At 44.1% G+C, this 21,130-nt stretch carries 17 protein-coding genes and 2 tRNA genes; 9 read left to right on the forward strand and 10 right to left on the reverse strand.

Annotated features, from left to right (window positions below; genetic code table 11):
• The first annotated feature begins 225 nt into the window (after positions 1 to 225).
• Both ACT29H_RS03425 and ACT29H_RS03430 read left to right on the forward strand, forming a co-directional pair.
• Positions 226 to 570 carry an ArsR/SmtB family transcription factor gene (locus tag ACT29H_RS03425; protein WP_444820196.1) on the forward strand — a complete coding sequence of 115 codons (345 nt, stop codon included), beginning with the start codon at positions 226 to 228 and terminating at the stop codon, positions 568 to 570.
• A gap of 246 nt (positions 571 to 816) precedes the next feature.
• Positions 817 to 1,833 (forward strand): permease, encoded by a 1,017-nt coding sequence (locus ACT29H_RS03430; protein ID WP_444820197.1) that lies wholly within the window; start codon positions 817 to 819, stop codon positions 1,831 to 1,833.
• Positions 1,834 to 2,128: 295 nt separating this feature from the next.
• Here ACT29H_RS03430 and ACT29H_RS03435 read toward each other — a convergent pair.
• A tRNA-Leu gene (locus tag ACT29H_RS03435) sits at positions 2,129 to 2,212 on the reverse strand.
• Between the two features lie 127 nt (positions 2,213 to 2,339).
• On the opposite strand from ACT29H_RS03435, the gene recO reads away from it, so the two are divergent.
• From recO to ACT29H_RS03465, 6 genes are all read left to right on the forward strand, one after another.
• Positions 2,340 to 3,074, forward strand: coding sequence for a DNA repair protein RecO (gene recO, locus ACT29H_RS03440; RefSeq protein ID WP_444820198.1), 735 nt, complete (start codon positions 2,340 to 2,342; stop codon positions 3,072 to 3,074).
• A gap of 543 nt (positions 3,075 to 3,617) precedes the next feature.
• The gene (locus tag ACT29H_RS03445) at positions 3,618 to 4,757 is read left to right on the forward strand and encodes a methionine aminotransferase (RefSeq protein ID WP_444820199.1); all 1,140 of its coding nucleotides are present in this window, start codon (positions 3,618 to 3,620) and stop codon (positions 4,755 to 4,757) included.
• Positions 4,758 to 4,969: 212 nt separating this feature from the next.
• Positions 4,970 to 5,041, forward strand: a tRNA-Arg gene (locus ACT29H_RS03450).
• 263 nt (positions 5,042 to 5,304) lie between these two features.
• A complete protein-coding gene (locus ACT29H_RS03455; RefSeq protein WP_444820200.1) occupies positions 5,305 to 5,703 on the forward strand; it encodes a hypothetical protein in 399 nt (132 codons plus the stop codon).
• Positions 5,684 to 6,127: a helix-turn-helix domain-containing protein gene (locus ACT29H_RS03460; protein WP_444820201.1), complete on the forward strand. Its 444-nt coding sequence runs from the start codon at positions 5,684 to 5,686 to the stop codon at positions 6,125 to 6,127. The genes ACT29H_RS03455 and ACT29H_RS03460 overlap by 20 nt, the downstream gene beginning before the upstream one ends.
• Before the next feature lie 12 nt (positions 6,128 to 6,139).
• Entirely contained in the window at positions 6,140 to 6,586 is a 447-nt protein-coding gene (locus ACT29H_RS03465; RefSeq protein ID WP_444820202.1) for a protein-export chaperone SecB, read from the forward strand.
• A gap of 216 nt (positions 6,587 to 6,802) precedes the next feature.
• Here ACT29H_RS03465 and ACT29H_RS03470 read toward each other — a convergent pair whose 3' ends face one another.
• From ACT29H_RS03470 to ACT29H_RS03495, 6 genes are all read right to left on the reverse strand, one after another.
• Positions 6,803 to 7,222 carry a hypothetical protein gene (locus tag ACT29H_RS03470; RefSeq protein ID WP_444820203.1) on the reverse strand — a complete coding sequence of 140 codons (420 nt, stop codon included), beginning with the start codon at positions 7,220 to 7,222 and terminating at the stop codon, positions 6,803 to 6,805.
• Positions 7,223 to 7,265: 43 nt separating this feature from the next.
• Positions 7,266 to 7,967 (reverse strand): hypothetical protein, encoded by a 702-nt coding sequence (locus ACT29H_RS03475; protein WP_444820204.1) that lies wholly within the window; start codon positions 7,965 to 7,967, stop codon positions 7,266 to 7,268.
• A 363-nt stretch (positions 7,968 to 8,330) separates the two neighbouring features.
• Positions 8,331 to 9,128 carry a sulfite exporter TauE/SafE family protein gene (locus ACT29H_RS03480; protein ID WP_444820205.1) on the reverse strand — a complete coding sequence of 266 codons (798 nt, stop codon included), beginning with the start codon at positions 9,126 to 9,128 and terminating at the stop codon, positions 8,331 to 8,333.
• A 10-nt stretch (positions 9,129 to 9,138) separates the two neighbouring features.
• Positions 9,139 to 9,744, reverse strand: a complete 606-nt coding sequence (locus ACT29H_RS03485) for a CDP-alcohol phosphatidyltransferase family protein (RefSeq protein WP_444820206.1) — start codon at positions 9,742 to 9,744, stop codon at positions 9,139 to 9,141.
• A gap of 134 nt (positions 9,745 to 9,878) precedes the next feature.
• Positions 9,879 to 12,302 (reverse strand): penicillin-binding protein 1C, encoded by a 2,424-nt coding sequence (pbpC, locus tag ACT29H_RS03490; RefSeq protein ID WP_444820207.1) that lies wholly within the window; start codon positions 12,300 to 12,302, stop codon positions 9,879 to 9,881.
• Between the two features lie 156 nt (positions 12,303 to 12,458).
• On the reverse strand, positions 12,459 to 14,042 hold the full coding sequence (locus ACT29H_RS03495) for an aspartate:alanine exchanger family transporter (RefSeq protein WP_444820208.1): 1,584 nt from the start codon (positions 14,040 to 14,042) through the stop codon (positions 12,459 to 12,461).
• A gap of 447 nt (positions 14,043 to 14,489) precedes the next feature.
• Between ACT29H_RS03495 and ACT29H_RS03500 the strand changes: the two genes are divergently transcribed.
• Complete coding sequence (locus tag ACT29H_RS03500; protein WP_444820209.1) at positions 14,490 to 15,917, forward strand: polysaccharide deacetylase family protein; 1,428 nt, start codon at positions 14,490 to 14,492, stop codon at positions 15,915 to 15,917.
• Positions 15,918 to 16,057: 140 nt separating this feature from the next.
• Here ACT29H_RS03500 and ACT29H_RS03505 read toward each other — a convergent pair whose 3' ends face one another.
• The 3 genes from ACT29H_RS03505 to ACT29H_RS03515 form a co-directional block, all read right to left on the reverse strand.
• Positions 16,058 to 17,614, reverse strand: a complete 1,557-nt coding sequence (locus ACT29H_RS03505) for a glycine--tRNA ligase (RefSeq protein WP_444820210.1) — start codon at positions 17,612 to 17,614, stop codon at positions 16,058 to 16,060.
• A 408-nt stretch (positions 17,615 to 18,022) separates the two neighbouring features.
• A complete protein-coding gene (locus ACT29H_RS03510; RefSeq protein WP_444820211.1) occupies positions 18,023 to 19,456 on the reverse strand; it encodes a DUF5723 family protein in 1,434 nt (477 codons plus the stop codon).
• Between the two features lie 34 nt (positions 19,457 to 19,490).
• Positions 19,491 to 21,125, reverse strand: coding sequence for a hypothetical protein (locus ACT29H_RS03515; protein WP_444820212.1), 1,635 nt, complete (start codon positions 21,123 to 21,125; stop codon positions 19,491 to 19,493).
• Positions 21,126 to 21,130 lie beyond the last annotated feature (5 nt).

The following is a 21,130-nucleotide window of genomic DNA, read 5'->3' on the forward strand; positions in this document are numbered from 1 at the left end:
TTACATGGAAACGGCCCTTTTTTATTTCCCGATTGCATGAATCGTTTCCCCCAATATAGCCGGTACAAACCGAACTGAAATCATTAATTCCCCATGTACTGATTGTGGATATTTTAAATCGCTATGGCGAGAAAAAAATATTTTTTTCATTTTGAATAAAATTGATACTTTTGCAGCCGTTTTCTCATATGCGCCATAATGCATATAACTGTTAAAACGGGAAAAATGGACGATTATATCAAAACATTTAAGGCTTTGTCGGATATGACAAGGTTGAAAATAATATGGTTGCTTACCAACATCGATGAAAAGATATGTGTTTCGGAGATTGTGGAAGTGTTGGGAGAGCGACAGTATAATGTTTCGCGACACTTGAAAATTTTAAAGGATGCAGGTATGATACGTGAGGTTAAAGAAGGAAAATGGGTTTACTATTACCTCACGCCCATCAACGATAAATTTGGCCATTTGATACAAAGCGCCATCAGCGTTATACCGGAGGCCCAAATGTCGCACGAAAAAGCGAAATGTGAAATGTTGCTGGATCAACGAAAACACCATAACGACTAAATTGAAAACAGATAAAATCAACCGAACAACTAGACTCAACCCCTATTAATATTTCTAAGAATCAGCTCCCAACGCCATCCTGAACGACGGAGGCAGTCAGGAGCACAAGCCAATCACCGTTGATTTAAGTTTTGGTTCCTAACATGCAGGGACAAGCATTAGAGTATTGAACATGTTGTAATATTTTGTCCAAACATATGCGTTTTTGCACATATATTAAATCATAATCAAAAAAACCAGTAATTTATGAACGAAAAACTTAGTTTAGCCTTAAATGAATTTATTCACGTAGGAGTTGCTTTAATTCTGATTATCACCCTTGTATCCATCCTAACAGGAATGGTTCGAACATTTATTCCTCAGGAAAAGCTTCAAAAAAGATTATCAAAGACGGGGAAATACAGCAGTTTGATGGGCGCATTAATTGGCATTCCCACCCCCTTCTGCAGTGCTTCCATGGTCCCTGTTTCCATGGGAATGGTTGAAATGGGCGCCCCTTTCTCCATGGTATTTTCCTTTTTGCTTTCTGCCCCACTGGCCAATTTTGTTGTGGTCGGTTTCATTTTCGGCGTCTTCGGCTGGAAAGTGGCATTGGTTTATTTTGCCATTGTTTTTATCGGTTCCGTTTTAATGGGCGCCCTGGCAGGAAAGACATCGTTAAAACACGAAGTCAAAAGAATTAATCTAAATTCCGGAAAACCTGGTTCAACCTGCACCCCACAACCGGTGACTGGCTGTGATGCTACTTCCGGTAATACAAGCCGGCAAAGTTGCTCAGCAGTATCACAGCCGGTTCAATCCTCGTGCGCCACAATAACAGCGACATCCACCTGCGGGCAGACCGCATCAACCAACTCAAAACTCAAAGAAGCCTTTGCCTTTGGATGGGCCTTGTTCAAGCGCATTTTCCCTTACGTACTGGTAGGCGCACTCATCAGTGCCATATCAGCCATCTTTGTTCCCGACACCTGGGTTCAAAAACATCTGGGAAATGATAGTCCCTGGGCCATCCCCATTGCTGCAATCATTGGCGTTCCGCTATATTTACGTATAGAAATGGCGATTCCCATATTAAAAGCCCTTATCGTGAAAGGCATGAGCATGGGCGCGGCCATGTCGCTCATTATTGGGGGGACAGGTGCCAGTTTGCCGGAGATCGCAATCATCTCTTCGCTGCTAAAACCTAAAGCCATTATAGCCTTCATCATTTCGGTAATGATCATGGCCGTGGTGGGTGGTTTCATCTTCTACTTTTTCTTTTAACGGTCACTCTCTTGTCAACCCGGCATGTTGTGGCCAGCACCACGCAGCGCCTGGTCAAACTCAGTTTCAAAGAGAGAAGGTCAGCAAGACGATACCAGATTTAAAACCGTCTCACAAAACAGAATAGTTATCCCGAAGGAAAACGGGAATTGTCATTCAAAACAAAGAAGGAGGAAACCACAACGTTTCCTCCTTCTTTGTTTTCCTGCCTCTTGAGCGTAGCTAAAAAATCTCCGAAAATCATTCATCCATAAAACAAGAAAGCCTGACAGATGAACTGTCAGGCTTTCTTATGTACCCAGGGCCGGGATCGAACCGGCACGGTATTGCTACCACTGGTGTTTGAGACCAGCGCGTCTACCAATTCCGCCACCTGGGCATTGCTGGTCGCAATGTTTCTTTTGCGGATGCAAATATAAAACATTCTTGTATGGAAACAAACAATTTTTTTTTGAATTGGATCATTTCGATCAGTTATATTTGCACCCGGTAAGTATTTCTGAAATATGAGCAGCCTGATAAAAACCGATGGCATCGTACTGGATCATGTCCTTTATCGGGAGACCAGTGCCATTGTACATATTTATACCCGTGAGCTGGGACGACAAAACTATATGGTCAACCGGGTTCGCGGAAGCAGGAAAAACAAAAAGACCATCCTGCTTCAACCCCTCAACCGACTTTCGATGGAGGTCTATCATTCCAGTAAAAAAGATCTGCACCGAATTAAGGAATTCACCTTAAAAAGTCCTATGAAGCTCATTCCCTATTTTCAGGACACCAGGGCTCAGGCTTTTTTTCTGACCGAGTTGTTCTCGCACATCCTCACGCTTCAGGAAAAGTCTGAAGCGTTGTACGATTTTCTGAACGGCTCTGTGGATTTGCTCGATTCAGAGGTGGAGGGGAGGGAAAATCTCCATTTATATGTCATGTTCGGGTTAACCCGATATTTGGGTTTTCATCCGGAGCCCAACCATGTGGGATCAAATGCATGGTTTGATATAAAAAATGGTACTTTTGTCCCGTACGAACCGGTTCACCCTTTATTTTTAAATCCGGAAAAGGCAGCCCTCTTTAGCCGGTTGTTCGAGGCCGATGTCTTTTCGTTAAAAAAAATAGCTGAAAATATTCGCGAACGTCGAATTCTTCTCAATACCCTTCTCGATTATTTTAATGTTCATGCCCATGGATTTAGTCCTTTAAAAAGTCTTGATGTTTTGAAGCATATGCTACATTCCTGATGGCATAAACCAACACTACCCACCTATTAGTAGTCAATAAAAACAGCCCTTCGGTCAAATAGAGGTTGATAAAGACCTTTAATTGTACTGAAATTTAAGAAATTATCAATAATAAAAGCAGTACTGCGTTTGCCGCTGCTTGCCCTATACCCGGGAATTCAATAACTTAAGTAAATATTTATCAAATGAATCAAACATTGCCAGAAGACCAAACAAAACAAGTTCAGATAGTACCTGAGACATGCGAATACCATTCAACCAAGGAGTTAAATAAATTTTATACTGATGAACCATAAAAGACCACCATAAAACCACCCTTCTCAATGCACAAATATCAATGGAAAATTGTTATAAGAAATACTTCTGATGTTGAAAAAAAGAACATTTTTGCAGGAAATAATAACGTATATTCAGTTCGCCAATGCAGGCCGGAAGGCTTTTGGACAATACCATCAACCGAATCCGCTTAAGAACTATTCCTAAGCCATAAAACCTTAACCGGTAACACCAAAATTTATTTAAACAACACATTAACCATATATCATGATCGCACCAAAACTTATTACCTTGGAGAGCAGTATCGTCAATGCTATGACAGAGTTAGGCAACAGCAATAATGCCATCAACATGGCAGCGGGTTACACCGACTTTCACTGTTCACCCAGGTTGATAGAACTGGTTCAAAAACATATTTCTCAAGGCATTAATGAACTGGCCCCGGCCTACGGAGTTATGCCCTTACGGGAAAAAATTTCTGAAAAAATTGAAACTCTTTACGGACACCATTACAATCCGGAAACCGAAATCACCATTACGGCCGGTGCCACGCAGGCTCTTTTCACCACCATTACGGCGCTGATACGGGAAGGCGACGAAGTAGTCATCTTCGAACCTGCCTGCGACAGCTATGTCTCGGCCATCGAGATCAACGGCGGAAGACCGGTCTTTGTGACTTTAAAAGACGACGATTTCCATATTGACTGGGAAGAAGTACAGAAAATTATTACATCCAACACCCGAATGATCATCATCAATACCCCTCACAGTCCTACGGGGATGGTCTTATCGGAGCTGGACATGCTGCGACTGCAAAAAATCATTAACGGCACACGAATCATTGTTCTCTCGGATGAAATCTTTGAACACATGGTATTTAACGGCTACTCTCACCAAAGCGTGGCACTCTATCCCAAATTGGCCGAACAAAGTGTTATCATCAGCTCATTTGGAGAAACCTATCATGTTTCCGGATGGCAAATCGGATATTGTGCCGGACCGGCCAAAGTCATGGCCGAACTCAGAAAAGTTCAACAGGTGATGATGCAAAGCGTATCTTCCCCATTCCAATGGGCTCTGTCGGAATTTCTTGACTACAAAGAAGAATACCTCCACCTTTCTGACTTTTACGTAAAGAAACGCGATCGCTTTAACGAATTGATGGCAGCCACCAGATTCAAACCCATTTTATCACGGGGATCTTTTTATCAGCTTTTTAGTTATGAAGAAATCTCCGATGAAAACGATAAAGATTTTGCCATCAGATTGGTCAAAGAGGCCAAAGTGGCCACCGTACCCATTAGCGCTTTCTATCATGAAAAATCAAAAAAGTATCTGCTGCGCTTTAACTATGCCCGCACCGACGAGCATCTGGAAATGGTCGCCAAAAGGCTTTCAACCTGGTAGAAACAGTGCGATGCATACGGCCCCGGAGAATGGGATGGTCGGGAAAAACATGCAACTATTAGCAGAATATAAATGAAATCCGTTTTCCAAATACCGGGGAATTTTCTATTTTTGCCCCATCTTTCAACCATAAGGGTGGCCTGTTTCATTAGGCCAAAGGGTTAGAATAATTTGATTCGAATCCAAGACAAAGCCTTATAAACTCTATTGAGAGCCCCATAGTTCAAGGGATAGAACGCGAGTTTCCTAAACTTGAAATCCAGGTTCGAGTCCTGGTGGGGCTACAAAGCACTTTTCCAAAAAGTGCTTTTTTTATATACGTAAGTTTAAAAACAAAGCACTCTATCCATAGAGACATTAGGCCAGAAAAAATCACAACTTTTAAATCCCCTTTCATCTCCATCCTCATTACCAAACTTTTCCTGTTTCTCTGTTTAATTATTTTTATTTTTGTTTACCGAAGTTTTCTAAAATAGATTTATTTCCAAACAAACAATAAAAATGTTAATTTTTTTGCAATAAATTAACCTATAGCTTAATTTTGTCCATGAAGCGCAAAGCAACAATCATCAAATCCTCAAAGGATGGGAAACGAAATATAGCAATTGATAAAGAGAATTATAATGTCTTAATGGAGTTTTTGACTCAAGATAAAAGGCACAAAAGTAAGTTTATTGATATATGCAATATTATACTTAACGGATTAAGAAACTCCCAACTCTACGACAAAGAAGCCATCAACAAGAAATGCAGACACGTTACAGCAATGAAATTCTTTAAAGGACAGGAAAATGCCCGAATTTATTGCCAGGAAGTAACGAGGAAAGACAAAACCTTTGTTGTTGTCGCCTCTGAATTGATAGAAAGAAAAAAATCCGCAAAACTAACTCACAAAGAAAAAAATCTCATTGAAAAAGTCGCAGGCTATGAATTCATCATTGAATAAATCGGAGATAATAAAAGATGCTTTTAATAAGCTTTTTAATGAAAGAACTCCTGAAGAACATCTGGCATCCGAAGCCAGACTTCTAAGCTTCAGATTTCTGGATATCATCGAGCGTAAATATAAACAAGAAGGATTGAGCCGGAAGGAGCTCGCCATGAAGGTGGGAACTTCCCCGTCATACATAACACAACTTTTCAGAGGAGATAAACTTCTTAACCTTCCCATGCTGGCCAGGTTAAAACAAGCGCTCAATATTGAATTTGAAATCAAAGAGGAAGCCTCTTATGAAGACCAAGTAAAAAATTACCAAACACCGGTCTCCGATGGAAAAGGCTTTTGGGTTTATAAACCTTTTTCAACTCCAAACTACAATGAAGCGGAAAAAATTCCGAATTGCTTTCATGACGAAGAATGTGTTGCTTAAAAAAACAGGAATATGTTAGCAAAACCATCAGAAATCCAATTGCAAAATTTTGCGGTGTTGCAATCCCATTTCAACTACACACCCCCAAAGAAATTTCCAAAATATTTGAAAAAACTCTTTGATGATTATGAAATTGATATTGATTTTGCCCACCACCCAATAGAGAATGGAGCCATACAGGTGTTTACGAAAATTTCTATCAATAATGGAGGTAATACCCTTCCCGGTTATAGTCTTTTTATTGAAGGTGCAGGAATATTTTTTATTGAAGAAAAAGAAGGTATTGAGATCAGTGAAAGAAATAATCTGAAATTTTATTCAACTGTAAGTATTTTGATAGGTTACCTACGAAATTCGTTATCCAATATGACCGCCTCAGCCCCTCTTGGACCATATCTATTACCACCAATTGACCTAAAAAATTTATTTAAGCAAAAGAACCAAACCACCCAATTATAACAAAGTAGGAAATTCATATTCTCTCATTACGATCAGGAATGAATTAATCCATAAGAAAGGAATGTTTCGCCAACGGTTTCTTGAGAGTACTTATAAGGTGAATTAAAGCCGGGAAACAGTAAAGGACTATCGGAATTTGAAAGCTTTTCCCCGTCATTTCAACCCCCACCCCGGCTATCGAGCCTCACTCCTGCTTGTCTTTCGCCCGTCCTGGCGTTATATTACCTGTCCTGGCGCGCTTTGACCCGAGCTGGCGAGTAATAAAGGTGCGCTGGCGAAGGAGGTCCCCTTCCTGCCAATGAGATGGTTGTCCTGCCGGGGTGTGGAGCCGTCCTGCCGAACCATTACCCCTTCCTGCCGGGGTGGTGAGGTGCGCTGGCGGGCAGGAAGGGGCAACATCCTGCCAGTGCCACCCCATGCACCGGCAGGAGAGCACAATGTACTGGCAGGAACACCCACCACATGGCCGGAGGGTGCCAGACTACTGCCAGCGCCTGCTAAAGGATCGGCAGGAACACCCCCTATTCTGACAGCCCATGTTGAGGCCATCCCCGCCTCATCAGAGACGCACCGGGAGAAGATGCACCCCATCTTGCCCAAAACCAAAAAAGAAGGGGAAGACGACCTTTTCGTCATCTTCCCCTTCAGAGAACCCTTCTTTCCCCCAAATGAACGCTGCTTATTTCCGATTGTAACGACTATAATACCCCTGCAGTCGCTTCTTATCCTTTCGGAAGAGATACTTACCGCATGCTTTCACCTCATCCACATCCCGCTTCAGGAGGGTATACATGCGATCACGCATCCGCTTGTTCTGATTTTCCTCAAATTTCTCTCCATTGGCCCGTGCCCTTAAATCGGCCATCTCATCAGAAAGAAGGGCGCCCTTTTCCCAAAAAGATTCATCTTTGCCAATCGCTCTGATTAACGTTTCATTTTCTCTTGCCAGAACAGCGGCATCATTCAGGTCCTGAATCATATCGGCATGTCCGTATCCTTCTGCAATCATTGAGACCTTTTCCAACAGATCATCGCGTTGGCGAAACGCATAGCGCATAGTTGCCAGCATTTCGTCGCGATACTCATACGCCTCGGGCGATCTTTCTTTCCATTCCAGTTCGGCCTCATCCCGTTCCCTCATCTCTTTCATCCAGATGGATTGGGCTTCCCGCAAGGCCCCGGCTTTGGATGGAATACCCTCAATGATCCCTTCGGGCAATCCGGCTGCCAACAGTTTTTCTTTGTCTTTTTCGGCCCATTTGGCCAGATCTTCGGCTTCCTGAATATAAATGCCCACCGGCATGTAGGGAACCTTAACATCTGCATCATTAATGGCTAAGGCATCCTCTTTGTGCAAGTCAAAATCAGTACTGTGAGGCATACGCGAAAATTTTTTTGAAAAACCTCAATCCTGCCGACGCATTCTAACAGAATTGAAATCTAAATTTTCACCCGGCATAAAAAAGCTGAGTTCCGGAATGGGTCTGCAGGTTTTCGGTTTTCTGGTTAGACATTGGTTTTTACAGATGAACGGAACTCAATCCAATGAAACGATGCATTCAACAGTCCCGATGGACCGGAACACGTTTGTAGTCCAAATTTAATATCAATACAATATTAATGTCAAGTATTTTTTGTCAAAAAAATTCATACTACTGATAAGCAGATCATGCAAAGTGCTACTTTACTGCAATCGCCTACAAGAATATCATCAACATTATGGAGTTATCCCCACTCGACAACATCAAATAGCGGTGATCACAATACCGATTCCGAAAAGGGCAAGAGCCAGTGCATACCAGAAACGAACCTTATCTTCGAACCGGTCGGTTTTGACGCGGGCCAAACGACGAGGCCCCAGGAGTGCTCCCAATAGGGTTCCGCCGGTGAGAAATAAAATAAGGGTCATGTCAATTCGGCCAACCAAGAGGTGTGCACCAAGGGCAGAAAAGGTATTGGTCGTAACCACAAGCAGAGACGTCCCTGCCACAATTTTCAAGGGCAACTGAAGCGCCAGGAGCCCTGCCAGTACGGGAGCCGTTCCGCTGGTTCCAAACATGCCGGTGACAATACCTGCCAGAAAGCCGTACACAGCGCTCTGAGCCCTCTTGCCCTGGAAGAAACTTTTCGTCTCACTCTTTTGGGTGTTTCGTTTTTGACGATGGCGAATATAAAGCATTTGCAATGCCAGGATAAGACAATAAAACCCAAATATTGCCTGAAACAACGAAGAGGATACAAGGTTGGTCAGCCATGCTCCCACCAACGAGCCGGCGATCCCCGTCAGGATAAAGACCAGCGCAATCTGAAGATCGATATTTTTTTGTCGATAATGACTCCATGACCCGGCCAGACATACCGGTATGGTGGCGGCCAACGAGGTGGTAACGGCGATGGGGCCCGGAACATGAAACATCAGAATTAAAACGGGTAAAATGAAAAAACCACCGCCACCCCCGGTTACAGAAGCTCCGAACCCTATAATGAAACCGATCAGAGGCAGCCAAAGAAAACTCCATTCAAAGGCAGAGTAAAATATCATATAGCTCTTTTTAACGGCCCGCACCGGGCGATTTATCCTTTTGTCTCAATGCTTCTTTCAAAACCCAGTACAAACCTTTTACATCCGACTGCATTTCCGGGATGATGGCCTGAATGGCCATATGTTCCAGAGAAGCTAAAATACCCCAAATCACCATGAAATAGTAGTAGGGCTCCATAAAATGTTTCGTAAAAAGTAAAATAAAGAAAACGCCTTCAATATATCCGCCTGCTTTGGTGGAATAAAGATGAAAACTGGGTAACCGTCCAAATTTTATCAATGATAATAAAATCGGGAGAACCAGGAAAATCACAAAAATAATGAAGCTCTCCAAATGCGGGATCATCACTTCTTGCTTAAAGACGAAAATTCCCAATATGGCCAGCGTATAGGTTAGGTCATCAGCGGCAGAATCGAGGCGGGCTCCCAGTTCGGTTCTTTGTTTCAGGATTCGCGCCAGAAGTCCGTCAAGGATATCGGTAACCAGATTGATAACCAAAAAAACGCCAAATAATGCTTCTTTCCTTGTGACAATCAGATACAAAATCCATGGAAAAGCCAATAAACGGTATAAACTTAAAAGGTTCGGAATCGTAAAAATTTTCTCTTTATTCATGACTTCTCAGATTTTCTGACAAACCGGTCGGTAAAGACGCCTTTTTCTGATCCCCGTTGAAACAGAATTGACTAAAATAGACAATTTTCCTGTTCAGAACAACATGCTTTTGAGAGTCACCCAGAAGAATAAAGTTACTTCAACACCCGAAAGTTACGACTTAAACGATTCCCATCCGGATCGACAATGGTCAGTTGATGGGTCCCGACAGTTGGTGCTATTTCGATTTCATGATTAGCTTGGGTAGATCCGATATAGTGTCCGTCGAGATGCCAGTATATCAGGGCTTCGGGATCTCTGTGTACGGCTTTCAGCACAATATTTTGCCGGTCCCCATCCAGGTCCACCGGCCGAATGAGGGAAGTGCCGCCTTCGGGATAAATGAAGTCCATGGGCATATTTTCTTCATCCATACATCCGGGTTTCAGCGGAGGCAAAGCCTGATATTCGGGATGGCGCCGACTGTAGTACCAGGCCATTACCGGGGGCAAAACAAACCAAGGTTGAGAAAGGATTTGTCCCTCCGGTTCGCCCATGATGGTGGTCCGATAGCGTCTGTCCGGTGTCAGGTGAACTCTGGTATGCCAGGGACAAATGCCGGCATCTTTAACGGTATAGGGTATTGCCATGATCACCGTGTCGGGACAGTTGGGTCCGGCTCTGAAGCCGGACTTTCGGCAGACAGGCACCTCCTTCAGATCGTCGTGCGGTGTTGGGTACCACTGCCCATGAGGCAACAGGCTGAAGAGTTGAAACATCAGCGGGGCGGCAGCCGTTCCCCCCAGCAGGCCGGGGCGTCCTTCTCCGGAAGCATTTCCCACCCACACTGCCACCACATACCGGCCATTGAGGCCCACACTCCAGGCATCACGAAAGCCAAAGCTGGTACCGGTTTTCCAGGCGATGGTTTGTTGAGAGGTAAAGTTCTCCCACCCTTTCTCCTCGGGAGGCCTCACCAGGCTTTCCATGGCTTTAAAGGTCCACCAGATGGCTCCGGCCGACAAAACAGGCGGATAAGCCGTAAAAGCAGTGTCATGTGCCGGCACCGGCATCAACGTCAGAGGATGAAAATCATGGGACCGGTAGCGGCTGTTTTCCCTTGTAAAATGGTTCAGGGTCCGCCCCATGGAAGCATAGCTGCCGGCCAGATCCCAAAGCGTGACCTCCCCACCCCCCAGAATGAGACTCAACCCATAGTGATCAAAGCCTTTATTTAACGTGGTAATGCCGGCATCCGACAGTTTTTTCAGGAATTTATCGCCGCCATATTGTTTCAGAAGTCTCACAAATGGGACGTTAAGGGAACGAGAGAGCGCCTCTCCGGCAGGGACGGCACCGTCGTAGGCGGGATAAAAATTTTCGGGGTTATAACTCCCAAATCGGGTGGGGACGTCCGGGAGGAGCGACTGCGGCAAGATGAGTCCATCCTGAAGAGATGCTGCATAAAGAAAGGGCTTCAATATGCTTCCGGAGCTTCTTTCTGCTCTGATCATATCCACCTGATGGCCGGCTTTAGAGACCAAGGGTTTGCTGTTTCCCACATAGGCCAGCACCTGTCCTGTTTCCACCTCTGCGATTAGGGCGGCAGCATGGCGTATGTGGTTGGCCGCAAGAGATGCGGAATGTCGCTGCAGGGCTTCAGCGGCTCTCATCTGGAGATCCTTGTCAATGGTTGTAAGGATTCTGCTGCCGGGATTGCTCAGAAAGAAATAGTCGACCAAATGGGCCGCATTTTGGGGCAATTTTCGGGTTCCGGAAGGCAACGGTTCGGCAATCGACAATTGTAGTTCTGTGGCCGAGATATACCCTTTTTCAAAGAGTTTTTGCAGCAGTCGATCTCTTTTTTCCTTCAAACCGCTCTGATTGTATCCGGGCCGCAGTAGCCCCGGCGCATTGGGCAGTACCGCCAGACAAGCGGCTTCGGCCCAGGTAAGGTTTTCGGGAGGACGTTTAAAGTATTGCCAGGCCGCGGCATCAAAACCCACAACATTTCCTCCGAAAGGGGCATTGGCAGCATACATCAAAAGGATCTCTTCTTTGCTCTCGGCCAGTTCCAACCTTAACGCCCCCATCATCTCCCACCATTTATTCATCAGGGTTCTGGGCGCCTTTCGTGCCATTCGGGCCACCTGCATGGTTATGGTGCTGCCACCACTTACAACGCGGCCGGAACGAAAATTCTGGACGGCAGCCCTAAAAAGAGATAGTGGATTAACACCGGGATGATAATAGAAATATTCGTCTTCAAAAAGCAGCAAAGCGGTCTTGTACTTCTCCGGCAATTTCTCGGGAGCCGGAAACCGCCATTGTCCGTCGGCAGCAATACGAGCCCCCAAAAGAAGCCCTTCCCGGTCCATAACAACCGTCGAAAAGGGCGAAGCAATACGAGGTGCCGGGATCAGCAGAAAAAGGAAAAAAACAGCCAAAACAGCCCCCCAATAAAGTCCTCGATGTTGAAAATATTTCCCGATCGCCAAAAAGAATCTCCGGGATTGACTTCCGGCGGAGCCATCTCTTTCCATCCCGGCCATCGTCTGTTTGTTGGGGTTCGTTACCACCTAATTATTGCCTTATTTCGTTTCGGTTTGCTTTTTACTGCGGATAATACATTTCAAATTTAAACAAAATCTTGCGTCCGAACTCAGTCTTAACCCACTGCCACAGCATGGATCCTCCCTAATTTCAGGATCGTCTATGTACAGCACCCCAATCTGCTAAAAGAGAGAGAGCAGTTGAGTAAAAATAATCAACAAGACCATTGCTACGGGATAAACAGTGGCATAGGCAATGGCCGGCGCATTGGTTTTGGTCATGGGATCGACGGCAGCCAGCCCCGGAGTGCTTGTCATAGAGCCTGTGATTCCACCCAAAAGGGTCAGGATGTCCATATTTTTCATAAACCGCGCAGCAATCACTGCTAAAATCATGGGCAGCAAAGTAATGGCACCGCCAATAAGGAAGAGCTGATAGCCATACTCTGAGTAGGTATCCACCAGTTGGGCGCCGGCTTGGGTTCCCACTTCCGCCAGGAAGAACATCAGGCCTATCTGTCTCAAAAACTGGGTAGCAGCGCCCGACATACTCCAAATCACCGGGCCGGTTCGTCCGATGCGGCTTAATATCATGGCCACAGCCAATATTCCTCCGGTAAGGCCCAGGTTAAAGGACATATTCCCGAAAGACAATGAAAATTTCCCCACTAAAATGCCCAGGACAATACCTGCGGCCACGGGAAAGAAATCAGTATCGGAGAGTTTTTTATCATCATTCCCAAAGATGCGCATCACCTGTTTCATATTTTCTCGGCTACACGCCACGGTAAGCTTATCTCCCAAATGCAGTCGCATGGATGGCGAGGGGGCAATGTCGATGCCGCTTCGTCGAAGCCGAGTAACGGTCGCCTGATAATTGGTCCACAGATTAAAGGTCCCCAAAGACTGGTTGACGGCTTCTTTATTGGTGACCAGGATAGACTGCACCTCATAAGACTTGTGCAAAGGGATTTCTTCATCGGTTTCGCGGCCTATGAGCAATCTGAAACGACGGAGGGCATCTTCGGTTCCCACCGCCTTCACCAGATCTCCTTTAAAAAGAATGGCTTCGGGCGATGGCACTACCGCCTCCCCCTGATGAAGGATTCGGGAGATCACGGCTTTAGTCATCGACCGAATGCGCAAATCGGAGATGGATTTTCCGTTAACATTTTCATTTTCCACCCGAAAAGTTTTACTCTTAATTTCCGGGAAACCCGATTCATTAATTTTCTCGTATTCTTTTTCCGCCTTTTTGATATCTGCTTTAACAATTTTGGGATAGAGCCGAACAAAAAGGATAACACCAATAACCCCAAAGGGATAGGCGATACCATAACCGATGGATGCCAATGGGGAGGAAGTAGCGTCAATGGCTGCTGCCAACCCCGGCGTGCTGGTGAGGGCACCCGTAAGCAACCCTATGGCCACCGGCATTTCAATACCTGTCAGGTAAAATGCTGCAAGAGTTACGATAGCCCCCGATCCCACAATGATCGTTGCCAACACCGCCAGGTTTCTACCCTGCTTCTGGAACGACTCAAAAAAACCCGGACCGGCTTGCATCCCGATGGTATATATAAACAATACCAATCCCAGCTTTCCGATAATAGAGGGCATGGTGATCCCAAAATGCCCAAAAACCAAAGCAACAAAAATGATCGCTGAAATATCGAGTGAAATGCCTTTAATTCTTATGCTTCCAAGGATAAATCCCAAACAGATGATAACGAAAAGACCAAAATACTCCGTTGTTAATACTTCCATTGATTTAGTTATTAATTAGTTGCCGACAAAGGTACGTCAAAACCTTTTGTAGAAATGTGAGACCACGTTAAATTTTATTAAGCTGCCGATGAAACGAGCATGATCCGAAAAGAAAATCACCAAGGAAGATGAATAAACACTTGTCGTACGAGATCCTTTAGACCCATGAGTTGAATTATTATTGTACGAATATATAATGAAAGTCAAAGCAACAGAAAAGCATTATCTGCATTTATATATTATCTTTGTTAGGATCGGATTTTAAAATTCGTAAAGCACCTCATAATAAACTCATAATTTAAACATGCCATAAATAACCATGCATTGTTCCACATCCATGCAGCTGTTCATTGTACTCCAGTCAGAACATCTGATCATCCGTAATTCTATAAGGTTCATCCTCTGAAGAGAAAATTTTCCAACTCAACCGATAATTCAAATAAAATCATGCATCTTTCTGAAAACAAAATAAATTATGTGTTTCATCATCTGTGGCATCATCTATCAGTCCCCACGCTGAAATCCCATGAGATGGTCATCTTAAAAGAACGCTATCATCCGGCATTGGGCATCAAAAACAAACTCATTTTCCAATTGTCTTCAGATGAAAAACCGCAACCGGTCATAGTCCATTATCAAGGAGCGCCAATTCCCATTTTATTTGGCCTAGAAAAAAAAGACGCTACACTTTTTCAACCCGACCAACAAGGCAATATTATTTTCAATCACGACTTACTCTCTTCGGCTTTCTATCTTCTGTCGGGCCAGCAGGAAACCGAAACCGATCAAAAAGATCAATACGGAAGGTATCCTTATGAATTATCGATCCAAAAACAACTGGATTGCGCTCACCTACCTTTGGTGAACTACTATTTTGACATAATCACCAAAGGAATAGAGGCATATGCCAAAACACATAATAAAAAGGTTGAACACCACCGATTGTTTAATGATTTCGGATTTTTTCTGAGCCATGATGTGGATCGGGTGGCCTACTATCATCCTCTCTACATTTTGTATAGAATTAAGCAATTCTTAGGTTTAGCTCCATCCACCTTTAGTAAACCTAAAATTATTCGTTTATTCTTTCAAGGGGTCTTCCATCACCTAAATCCTTTTAGAGGCCAAGACCCATGGTGGAACTTCGACTGGATGATGAAAATGGAAAAGCAACTAGGAATACGATCCACCTTTTACTTTTTAAAACAGGAAGACCGACTCAACAACGCTCTCTACAAATACCATCATAAAAAGATAAAACACTTAATTACAAGATTACATGAATCAGGTTTTGAAGTAGGGCTTCATGGCACAATGAGATCAGCCACCGAGAAGGAAACGCTGCTCCGACAAAAGGGCGAATTTGAAAAAGCGACCGGCCTTCAACCGGCCGGTATCCGTCAACACTATTTACGTTTTTCGCTTCCTCTGACTTTCAAAAATCACGAAGCCGCAGGTTTACGATACGACACCTCGCTATCCTTTGCGGAGCGTGACGGTTTTCGCAACGGATATTGCTGGCCCTTTCATCCCTACGATTTTGATTCGGACGAAATGATGCAAATCTGGGAAATACCGCTTGTTATGATGGAAGTGTCGGCACTGAACTATCGACAAACAGGATTTTCCGGGTTGCAAAAAGCCGCAGAACAACATATTCTGGAAGCCAAAAAATTTGGCGGGATCTTTAGTCTGCTATGGCACAACTGCCGGATTAACGACATCGAAGTAGCCGGTGTATCTGCTTTTTACAAACTACTACTTAAATTCATCGTTAACCAGGGAGCTGAATCCGCAAGAGGCATAGATATTTGTAACAGGATCACCGCATTGGAGGCCCAACACCCACCAACCTACCCGGAAGTCAGCAAATAGAATAGATCTTTTGTCGGGACTCCGCTCCGGAGCAAAAATCAAAAAAAACAAGCCCCTGCCGGGATTGTTGAAATCACGCGACAGCGGCTTGTTTTTACAACCTATAAATTTTTATGATTCAAATCCTATAAGCAAGCTATCTAAACAAGGGTTTTCAGCAGTTCTTTCATGCTCACCTTCTTGGTAATAATATCGTAAAGGTCTGAGATCTTCACTCTTTCCTGCGCCATGGTATCACGATAACGGATGGTAACGGTATCGTCCTTCACGGTTTGATGATCTATGGTAATACAGTATGGGGTTCCAATGGCATCTTGTCTGCGATATCGTTTTCCGATGGAATCTTTTTCTTCGTACCGGCAGTTGAAGTCGAATTTAAATTGATCGACAATTTGCAGCGCTTTTTCGGGCAGGCCGTCTTTGCGCACCAGAGGCAACACCGCCAGTTTGACAGGCGCCAGGACAGGAGGCAATTTTAACACAACCCTGGACTCAGAAGGTTTACCATCCTTCCCTGGTACTTCCTCTTCGGTATAAGCACCGGCCAGGATGCTCAGGAACATACGATCGACCCCGATAGAGGTTTCGATGACATAGGGCACATAGCTTTTGTTGAGTTCGGGGTCAAAATACTGCATTTTTTTACCCGAGAATTCCTGATGCTGTGACAAATCAAAGTCGGTCCGAGAATGGATCCCTTCCACTTCCTTAAATCCGAAAGGCATTTCAAACTCCACATCGGTGGCTGCATTGGCGTAGTGGGCCAGCTTGTCATGATCATGGAATCGGTATTTGGTGTCACCCATACCGAGCGATTGATGCCATTTCATCCGCATATTTTTCCAGTATTCGAACCATTTCATCTCTTCCCCCGGTCGCACAAAAAATTGCATTTCCATTTGCTCAAATTCGCGCATGCGGAAGATAAACTGCCGGGCCACGATTTCGTTTCTGAAGGCCTTCCCGATCTGCGCAATTCCGAAGGGAAGCTTCATTCTTCCTGTCTTCTGAACATTGAGGAAGTTAACGAAGATGCCTTGAGCCGTTTCGGGGCGCAGATAAATTTTTGAAGCTCCTTCGGCAGTGGAACCTACCTCGGTGGAGAACATCAGGTTGAACTGGCGGACATCGGTCCAATTCTTAGACCCGGAAACAGGACAAACCACATCATAATCGATGATAATTTGTCGCAACTCCTGAAGATCATTGTCATTTAATGCCTTAACAAACCGAGCGTGCACCTCATCCCGTTTTTCCCGGTTGGCTTTCACCCGTGGATTGGTTTCTCTGAACTTGGCCTCATCAAAGTCATCGCCAAATTTTTTCCGGGCTTTATCGATCTCCTTATCAATTTTGGCATCAAATTTCGCCATGAGGTCCTCAATGAGAACATCGGCCCGATATCTCTTTTTGCTGTCTTTATTATCGATAAGGGGGTCATTAAACGCATCCACATGACCGGAAGCTTTCCATGTGGTGGGATGCATAAAAATGGCGGAATCGAGTCCTACCACATTTTCATGAAGCAATACCATGGAATCCCACCAGTATTTTTTGATATTATTCTTCAATTCCACACCGTTCTGACCATAGTCATAAACAGCGCCTAGGCCATCATATATTTCACTAGAAGGAAATACAAAGCCATATTCTTTGCAATGGGCTACTAATTTTTTAAACACATCTTCCCGGGCCATAAACAATCCTTTTATTTTCCGTTATTAAATATCGTCGTTATAAAAACTAATTTTCACAGTCGAATGGACCTCGCATGAACAGGCTATCCTCCATGTCTTTTCCCAAACGGGAAGGAGCAAGTAGCGACAACCATTCTCCGCGCCTAAGACTTTGGCATGACTCTCATCCGGACAGCACAGCGTGCGATTTAAGCTGCCATGACCAGATTTCCGGAATCCGAGCTATTGCAAAACCTTATTGAACGGATGTTTTGTAAACGCCACAAAAATAAGCTAAAAAAATTTCAGATGAACAATTAATTGACTCAATCTTGGAAATCCCTCCTTTTTAGAAGGAAATCATTTTCGCTACAGCTCCCTTGGCAAGCAGGTCTGTAATGTCCGATGGCTAAAACACCCTTCTCACCTTTAGTCCAGTAACGGTTTGTCACGATTTCCGTGTCGACCGAAAATAAGGTTGAGCCCGAAGGAGATGTTCAGATCTTTTTGCCGGTATGCCATGGGGATAGCATCCTCCTCCTCATCGAAATAGACATCGGCATAGTGCAATGGGATGTAATTGGCTGCCAGAAAAAACTGAAGGGGCCCGAACAAAAAGGCGGTGGTCATCCCAAGGCCATTTTCTCCTTTAATGCGCTTACTGTAATTGAAGTTGAGGGCCATAAAAGAATAGGGCTGAAGGTTGGCAGAAAGACAAAAGTCTTGACGAAACCCGTTTTTCTGGAAAACACTTCCAGACAGCAGACCAAATGAAACAGCCGGAGTCCATTGATAAGAAGCCCCCACGTATAAAGAAGAAGTCAACGGAATATTAAATTTTTCATGGGTAACATCATAGTCAATAATGGTCTTGATAGAATCTCCAATATCTTCAAAAGCCTGCTCTATTTCATCGCCATCAGTCCCTTCCGCATTGATACCGTCAAACGAATAGGTGCCCTTAAAAGAAAGAGAATTTAGGTCATCCTTAAACTTAACATATCCTAAATCGTTCAATGCCACCGAGAAAGTCCAGCTGTTATTAAGCTGATATTCTGCACCGAAGTCAAAGGCAATGCCAGTATTACTTAATGAGCTTAAATAGTCGGCCATTTCATCATCTGACAAATCTCTGGCCTCGACCGACTCGGGGAAGTCGCCAGGGGTCCCTTCCTCCACGTCGAAGGGTGCCGAAGTATGCATGGCACCGGCCACCATTAAATCCCATTGGTTTCTCGATGTATTTAACCGCAATCGATCGATATCTGTCACGCCACCAATGATTCCGAAAAGGGGTTTAATTTTAATACCGAGCGTCAGGTGTTGGTTCCAGTGCCGGCTGCATCCGAAAGCCAGCTGATGGAATACGGCCTGCTTGATACGGGTTGGTGAGAAATCAAAACTCTCCCCGTCGGGAAAGCCCATCTCTACCATTTTAAACAGATCGGCGGCAATACTGCTTTGCATCACACTTCTAATACCCATAGAAAAAGTAAAATAGTCTTTGCCCGAACGAAATCCGAAGCCCATAAGATCCACATTCAAATATTGATTAAAATTGGCGGCATTTCCAATAACATTGTAGAGCTCAGAATAATCGAACTGTTGGCTCAGGGGTGTAACCCATTGGTTGCCTTTTTCCTGAAAGATATCGTTAAATGCCACATCGCTTTGGGTCATTAAGTTGACCGAAGGAAGAGCAAAAAAACCGTTGGCCCTGGGTTGAAATGCCGGATTGAGCTGTTGTGACTGGGGAATGGTTTCCATAAAATAAAGCCCCATTAGATTTTGGCTCTTGAGTGGCATCGTAAAAACAAAAGAAACAATGAACAAGATTAAAAAAATATATAAAGTCGTCTTCATTTCACTGGCAGTTTATGGTATAAAATATTGAAAATTAGAAAGAGGGTATTCCACCATTGATTTTAAAAGAAACCACTCCTCTGAAGTCCATATCTTCATAGATTCGGATATAATTCTTTTCCGGGGTATCGTTCTCGGGCGTATCAAAATGGGATTCCAAGACGATTTCCATGGCATTCCGATCCAGATATTCATCAATTTGATCACCGGAAAGAGATACCGAAAAAGTTGATAGTTCCGGTTCGGTAACATAGCCCGTTTGGCCGTCCGGTTCTCCGGCTATAATGACATTTGTGACATCCAGCAAATCGTTAATCTTGTTTCCCTGGTCGTCAATCACCCATGCCCCGGCAGTGATATCCACCGGAATGCGACTATAAAAGTCGAAAAAGATGGTGACCTCATCTATTTCCCTGGCATCGTCTTCATCCTCACCCAAAATATCATGGATATCAAAATTGATGGTATCCAGACGACTGTATTCATCGGTTTTGAACCATGCAGGCAGGATTATTTTCAGGGTCCCTTTCAGGGTATTATCGGGTCCCATAAAATTGGCAAGGGCGGTCTCTCCTTCAGGATTGGAAAAAGAGGTGACATCGAAATGTACCCGTTCGGGATAACAATTCACTATATCGACCATGTTACCGGAAGTATCTCTGTCAAGAGTTAACGTGGTAATGGAATTCACAATGGGGTTACCGTAAGTGGCCGGTTCCATAAAAAGATTAACAACGGTCTCATTGTTTTCTCCAACGAGCAATGTTCCACAAGGGTTGCCCTCATTTTTAAAGAACTGAATATCCTGAACTCTCACATCAAAGGGGACTCCGATACCGCTTTCTACTTCCATCTCAATTTTTAAGTCGTAGAATTTTATTTTTTCCACATCCTCCAAATCATCAAAAACCTCAAAAGAGAGGTCCTGCTCTGTCTTGGTCGCCTCCTGCTGCCCAAAATATCCAAATGTCAGCCCCGGATGCATGTCTGTTAAAGAAAAATCGAGAACCACATTTCCCAGTTCGGCATTGTCGAGATTAACCGTGGTAACAATAGAAAGATAACTGGAATCCTGAGCCTGGGAGGGAATTGTTCTCATTCCAGCCAAATCCTCATCGATCGTAAAAGAATGAGAAGAACCATTCACCGGAAAAGTATATTGCAAAGCTTGACCATTGTTCAAAATTTCCGGTATAATGACAGAAATATCTCCCGAAGTACCATTGGGGACCTCTAACTGAATCTGCAAATGGCCTCCATTCATATAAATCGTATCCAGCCGGATATCGTCCCGATTATTAAGCCTCACCTTTTCTTTAAATTGGCCTGAAGCTGCCACTTTGAGCCCTGGTGAAAGCGAAAGACTCAAAGGAGAATAAACCCATGTTTCAGAAAAATCACTCAGTGTGATCAATGACTCCCATTCAATATCAATATCCTGCGAGAAACGGGCATTGACCAAACCATCTTCATCCACAAAAACATATTCATTGTCAATTTCTTCCAGAAAGTCTGACACTTTATATGTTATCTCCCCCAGCGGGGCTGCTATTTCCAGCTTGCGATTATCCTCATTGTCGGTCTCGACATGAATATCATCACCCTGGCATCTGACAAAAAGAAAACACGATGCCAAAAACAAAAACGTCCCTAATCCTTTAATATTCATAATAA

The sequence above is a fragment of the Thermophagus sp. OGC60D27 genome, assembly GCF_052400625.1.
Lineage (GTDB): Bacteria > Bacteroidota > Bacteroidia > Bacteroidales > Marinilabiliaceae > Thermophagus.

What these genes read in the sequence shown, in the direction of transcription:
- ACT29H_RS03475 (WP_444820204.1), bottom strand. Translation starts at nt 7,967, where the DNA reads ATGCCTCACAGTACTGATTTTGACTTGCACAAAGAGGATGCCTTAGCC.
- ACT29H_RS03485 (WP_444820206.1), bottom strand. Translation starts at nt 9,744, where the DNA reads ATGAATAAAGAGAAAATTTTTACGATTCCGAACCTTTTAAGTTTATAC.
- ACT29H_RS03480 (WP_444820205.1), bottom strand. Translation starts at nt 9,128, where the DNA reads ATGATATTTTACTCTGCCTTTGAATGGAGTTTTCTTTGGCTGCCTCTG.
- ACT29H_RS03505 (WP_444820210.1), bottom strand. Translation starts at nt 17,614, where the DNA reads ATGGCCCGGGAAGATGTGTTTAAAAAATTAGTAGCCCATTGCAAAGAA.
- ACT29H_RS03510 (WP_444820211.1), bottom strand. Translation starts at nt 19,456, where the DNA reads ATGAAGACGACTTTATATATTTTTTTAATCTTGTTCATTGTTTCTTTT.
- ACT29H_RS03465 (WP_444820202.1), top strand. Translation starts at nt 6,140, where the DNA reads ATGTTAGCAAAACCATCAGAAATCCAATTGCAAAATTTTGCGGTGTTG.
- ACT29H_RS03445 (WP_444820199.1), top strand. Translation starts at nt 3,618, where the DNA reads ATGATCGCACCAAAACTTATTACCTTGGAGAGCAGTATCGTCAATGCT.
- recO (WP_444820198.1), top strand. Translation starts at nt 2,340, where the DNA reads ATGAGCAGCCTGATAAAAACCGATGGCATCGTACTGGATCATGTCCTT.
- ACT29H_RS03470 (WP_444820203.1), bottom strand. Translation starts at nt 7,222, where the DNA reads ATGACGAAAAGGTCGTCTTCCCCTTCTTTTTTGGTTTTGGGCAAGATG.
- ACT29H_RS03455 (WP_444820200.1), top strand. Translation starts at nt 5,305, where the DNA reads ATGAAGCGCAAAGCAACAATCATCAAATCCTCAAAGGATGGGAAACGA.
- ACT29H_RS03515 (WP_444820212.1), bottom strand. Translation starts at nt 21,125, where the DNA reads ATGAATATTAAAGGATTAGGGACGTTTTTGTTTTTGGCATCGTGTTTT.
- ACT29H_RS03460 (WP_444820201.1), top strand. Translation starts at nt 5,684, where the DNA reads ATGAATTCATCATTGAATAAATCGGAGATAATAAAAGATGCTTTTAAT.
- ACT29H_RS03425 (WP_444820196.1), top strand. Translation starts at nt 226, where the DNA reads ATGGACGATTATATCAAAACATTTAAGGCTTTGTCGGATATGACAAGG.
- ACT29H_RS03495 (WP_444820208.1), bottom strand. Translation starts at nt 14,042, where the DNA reads ATGGAAGTATTAACAACGGAGTATTTTGGTCTTTTCGTTATCATCTGT.
- ACT29H_RS03500 (WP_444820209.1), top strand. Translation starts at nt 14,490, where the DNA reads ATGCATCTTTCTGAAAACAAAATAAATTATGTGTTTCATCATCTGTGG.
- ACT29H_RS03430 (WP_444820197.1), top strand. Translation starts at nt 817, where the DNA reads ATGAACGAAAAACTTAGTTTAGCCTTAAATGAATTTATTCACGTAGGA.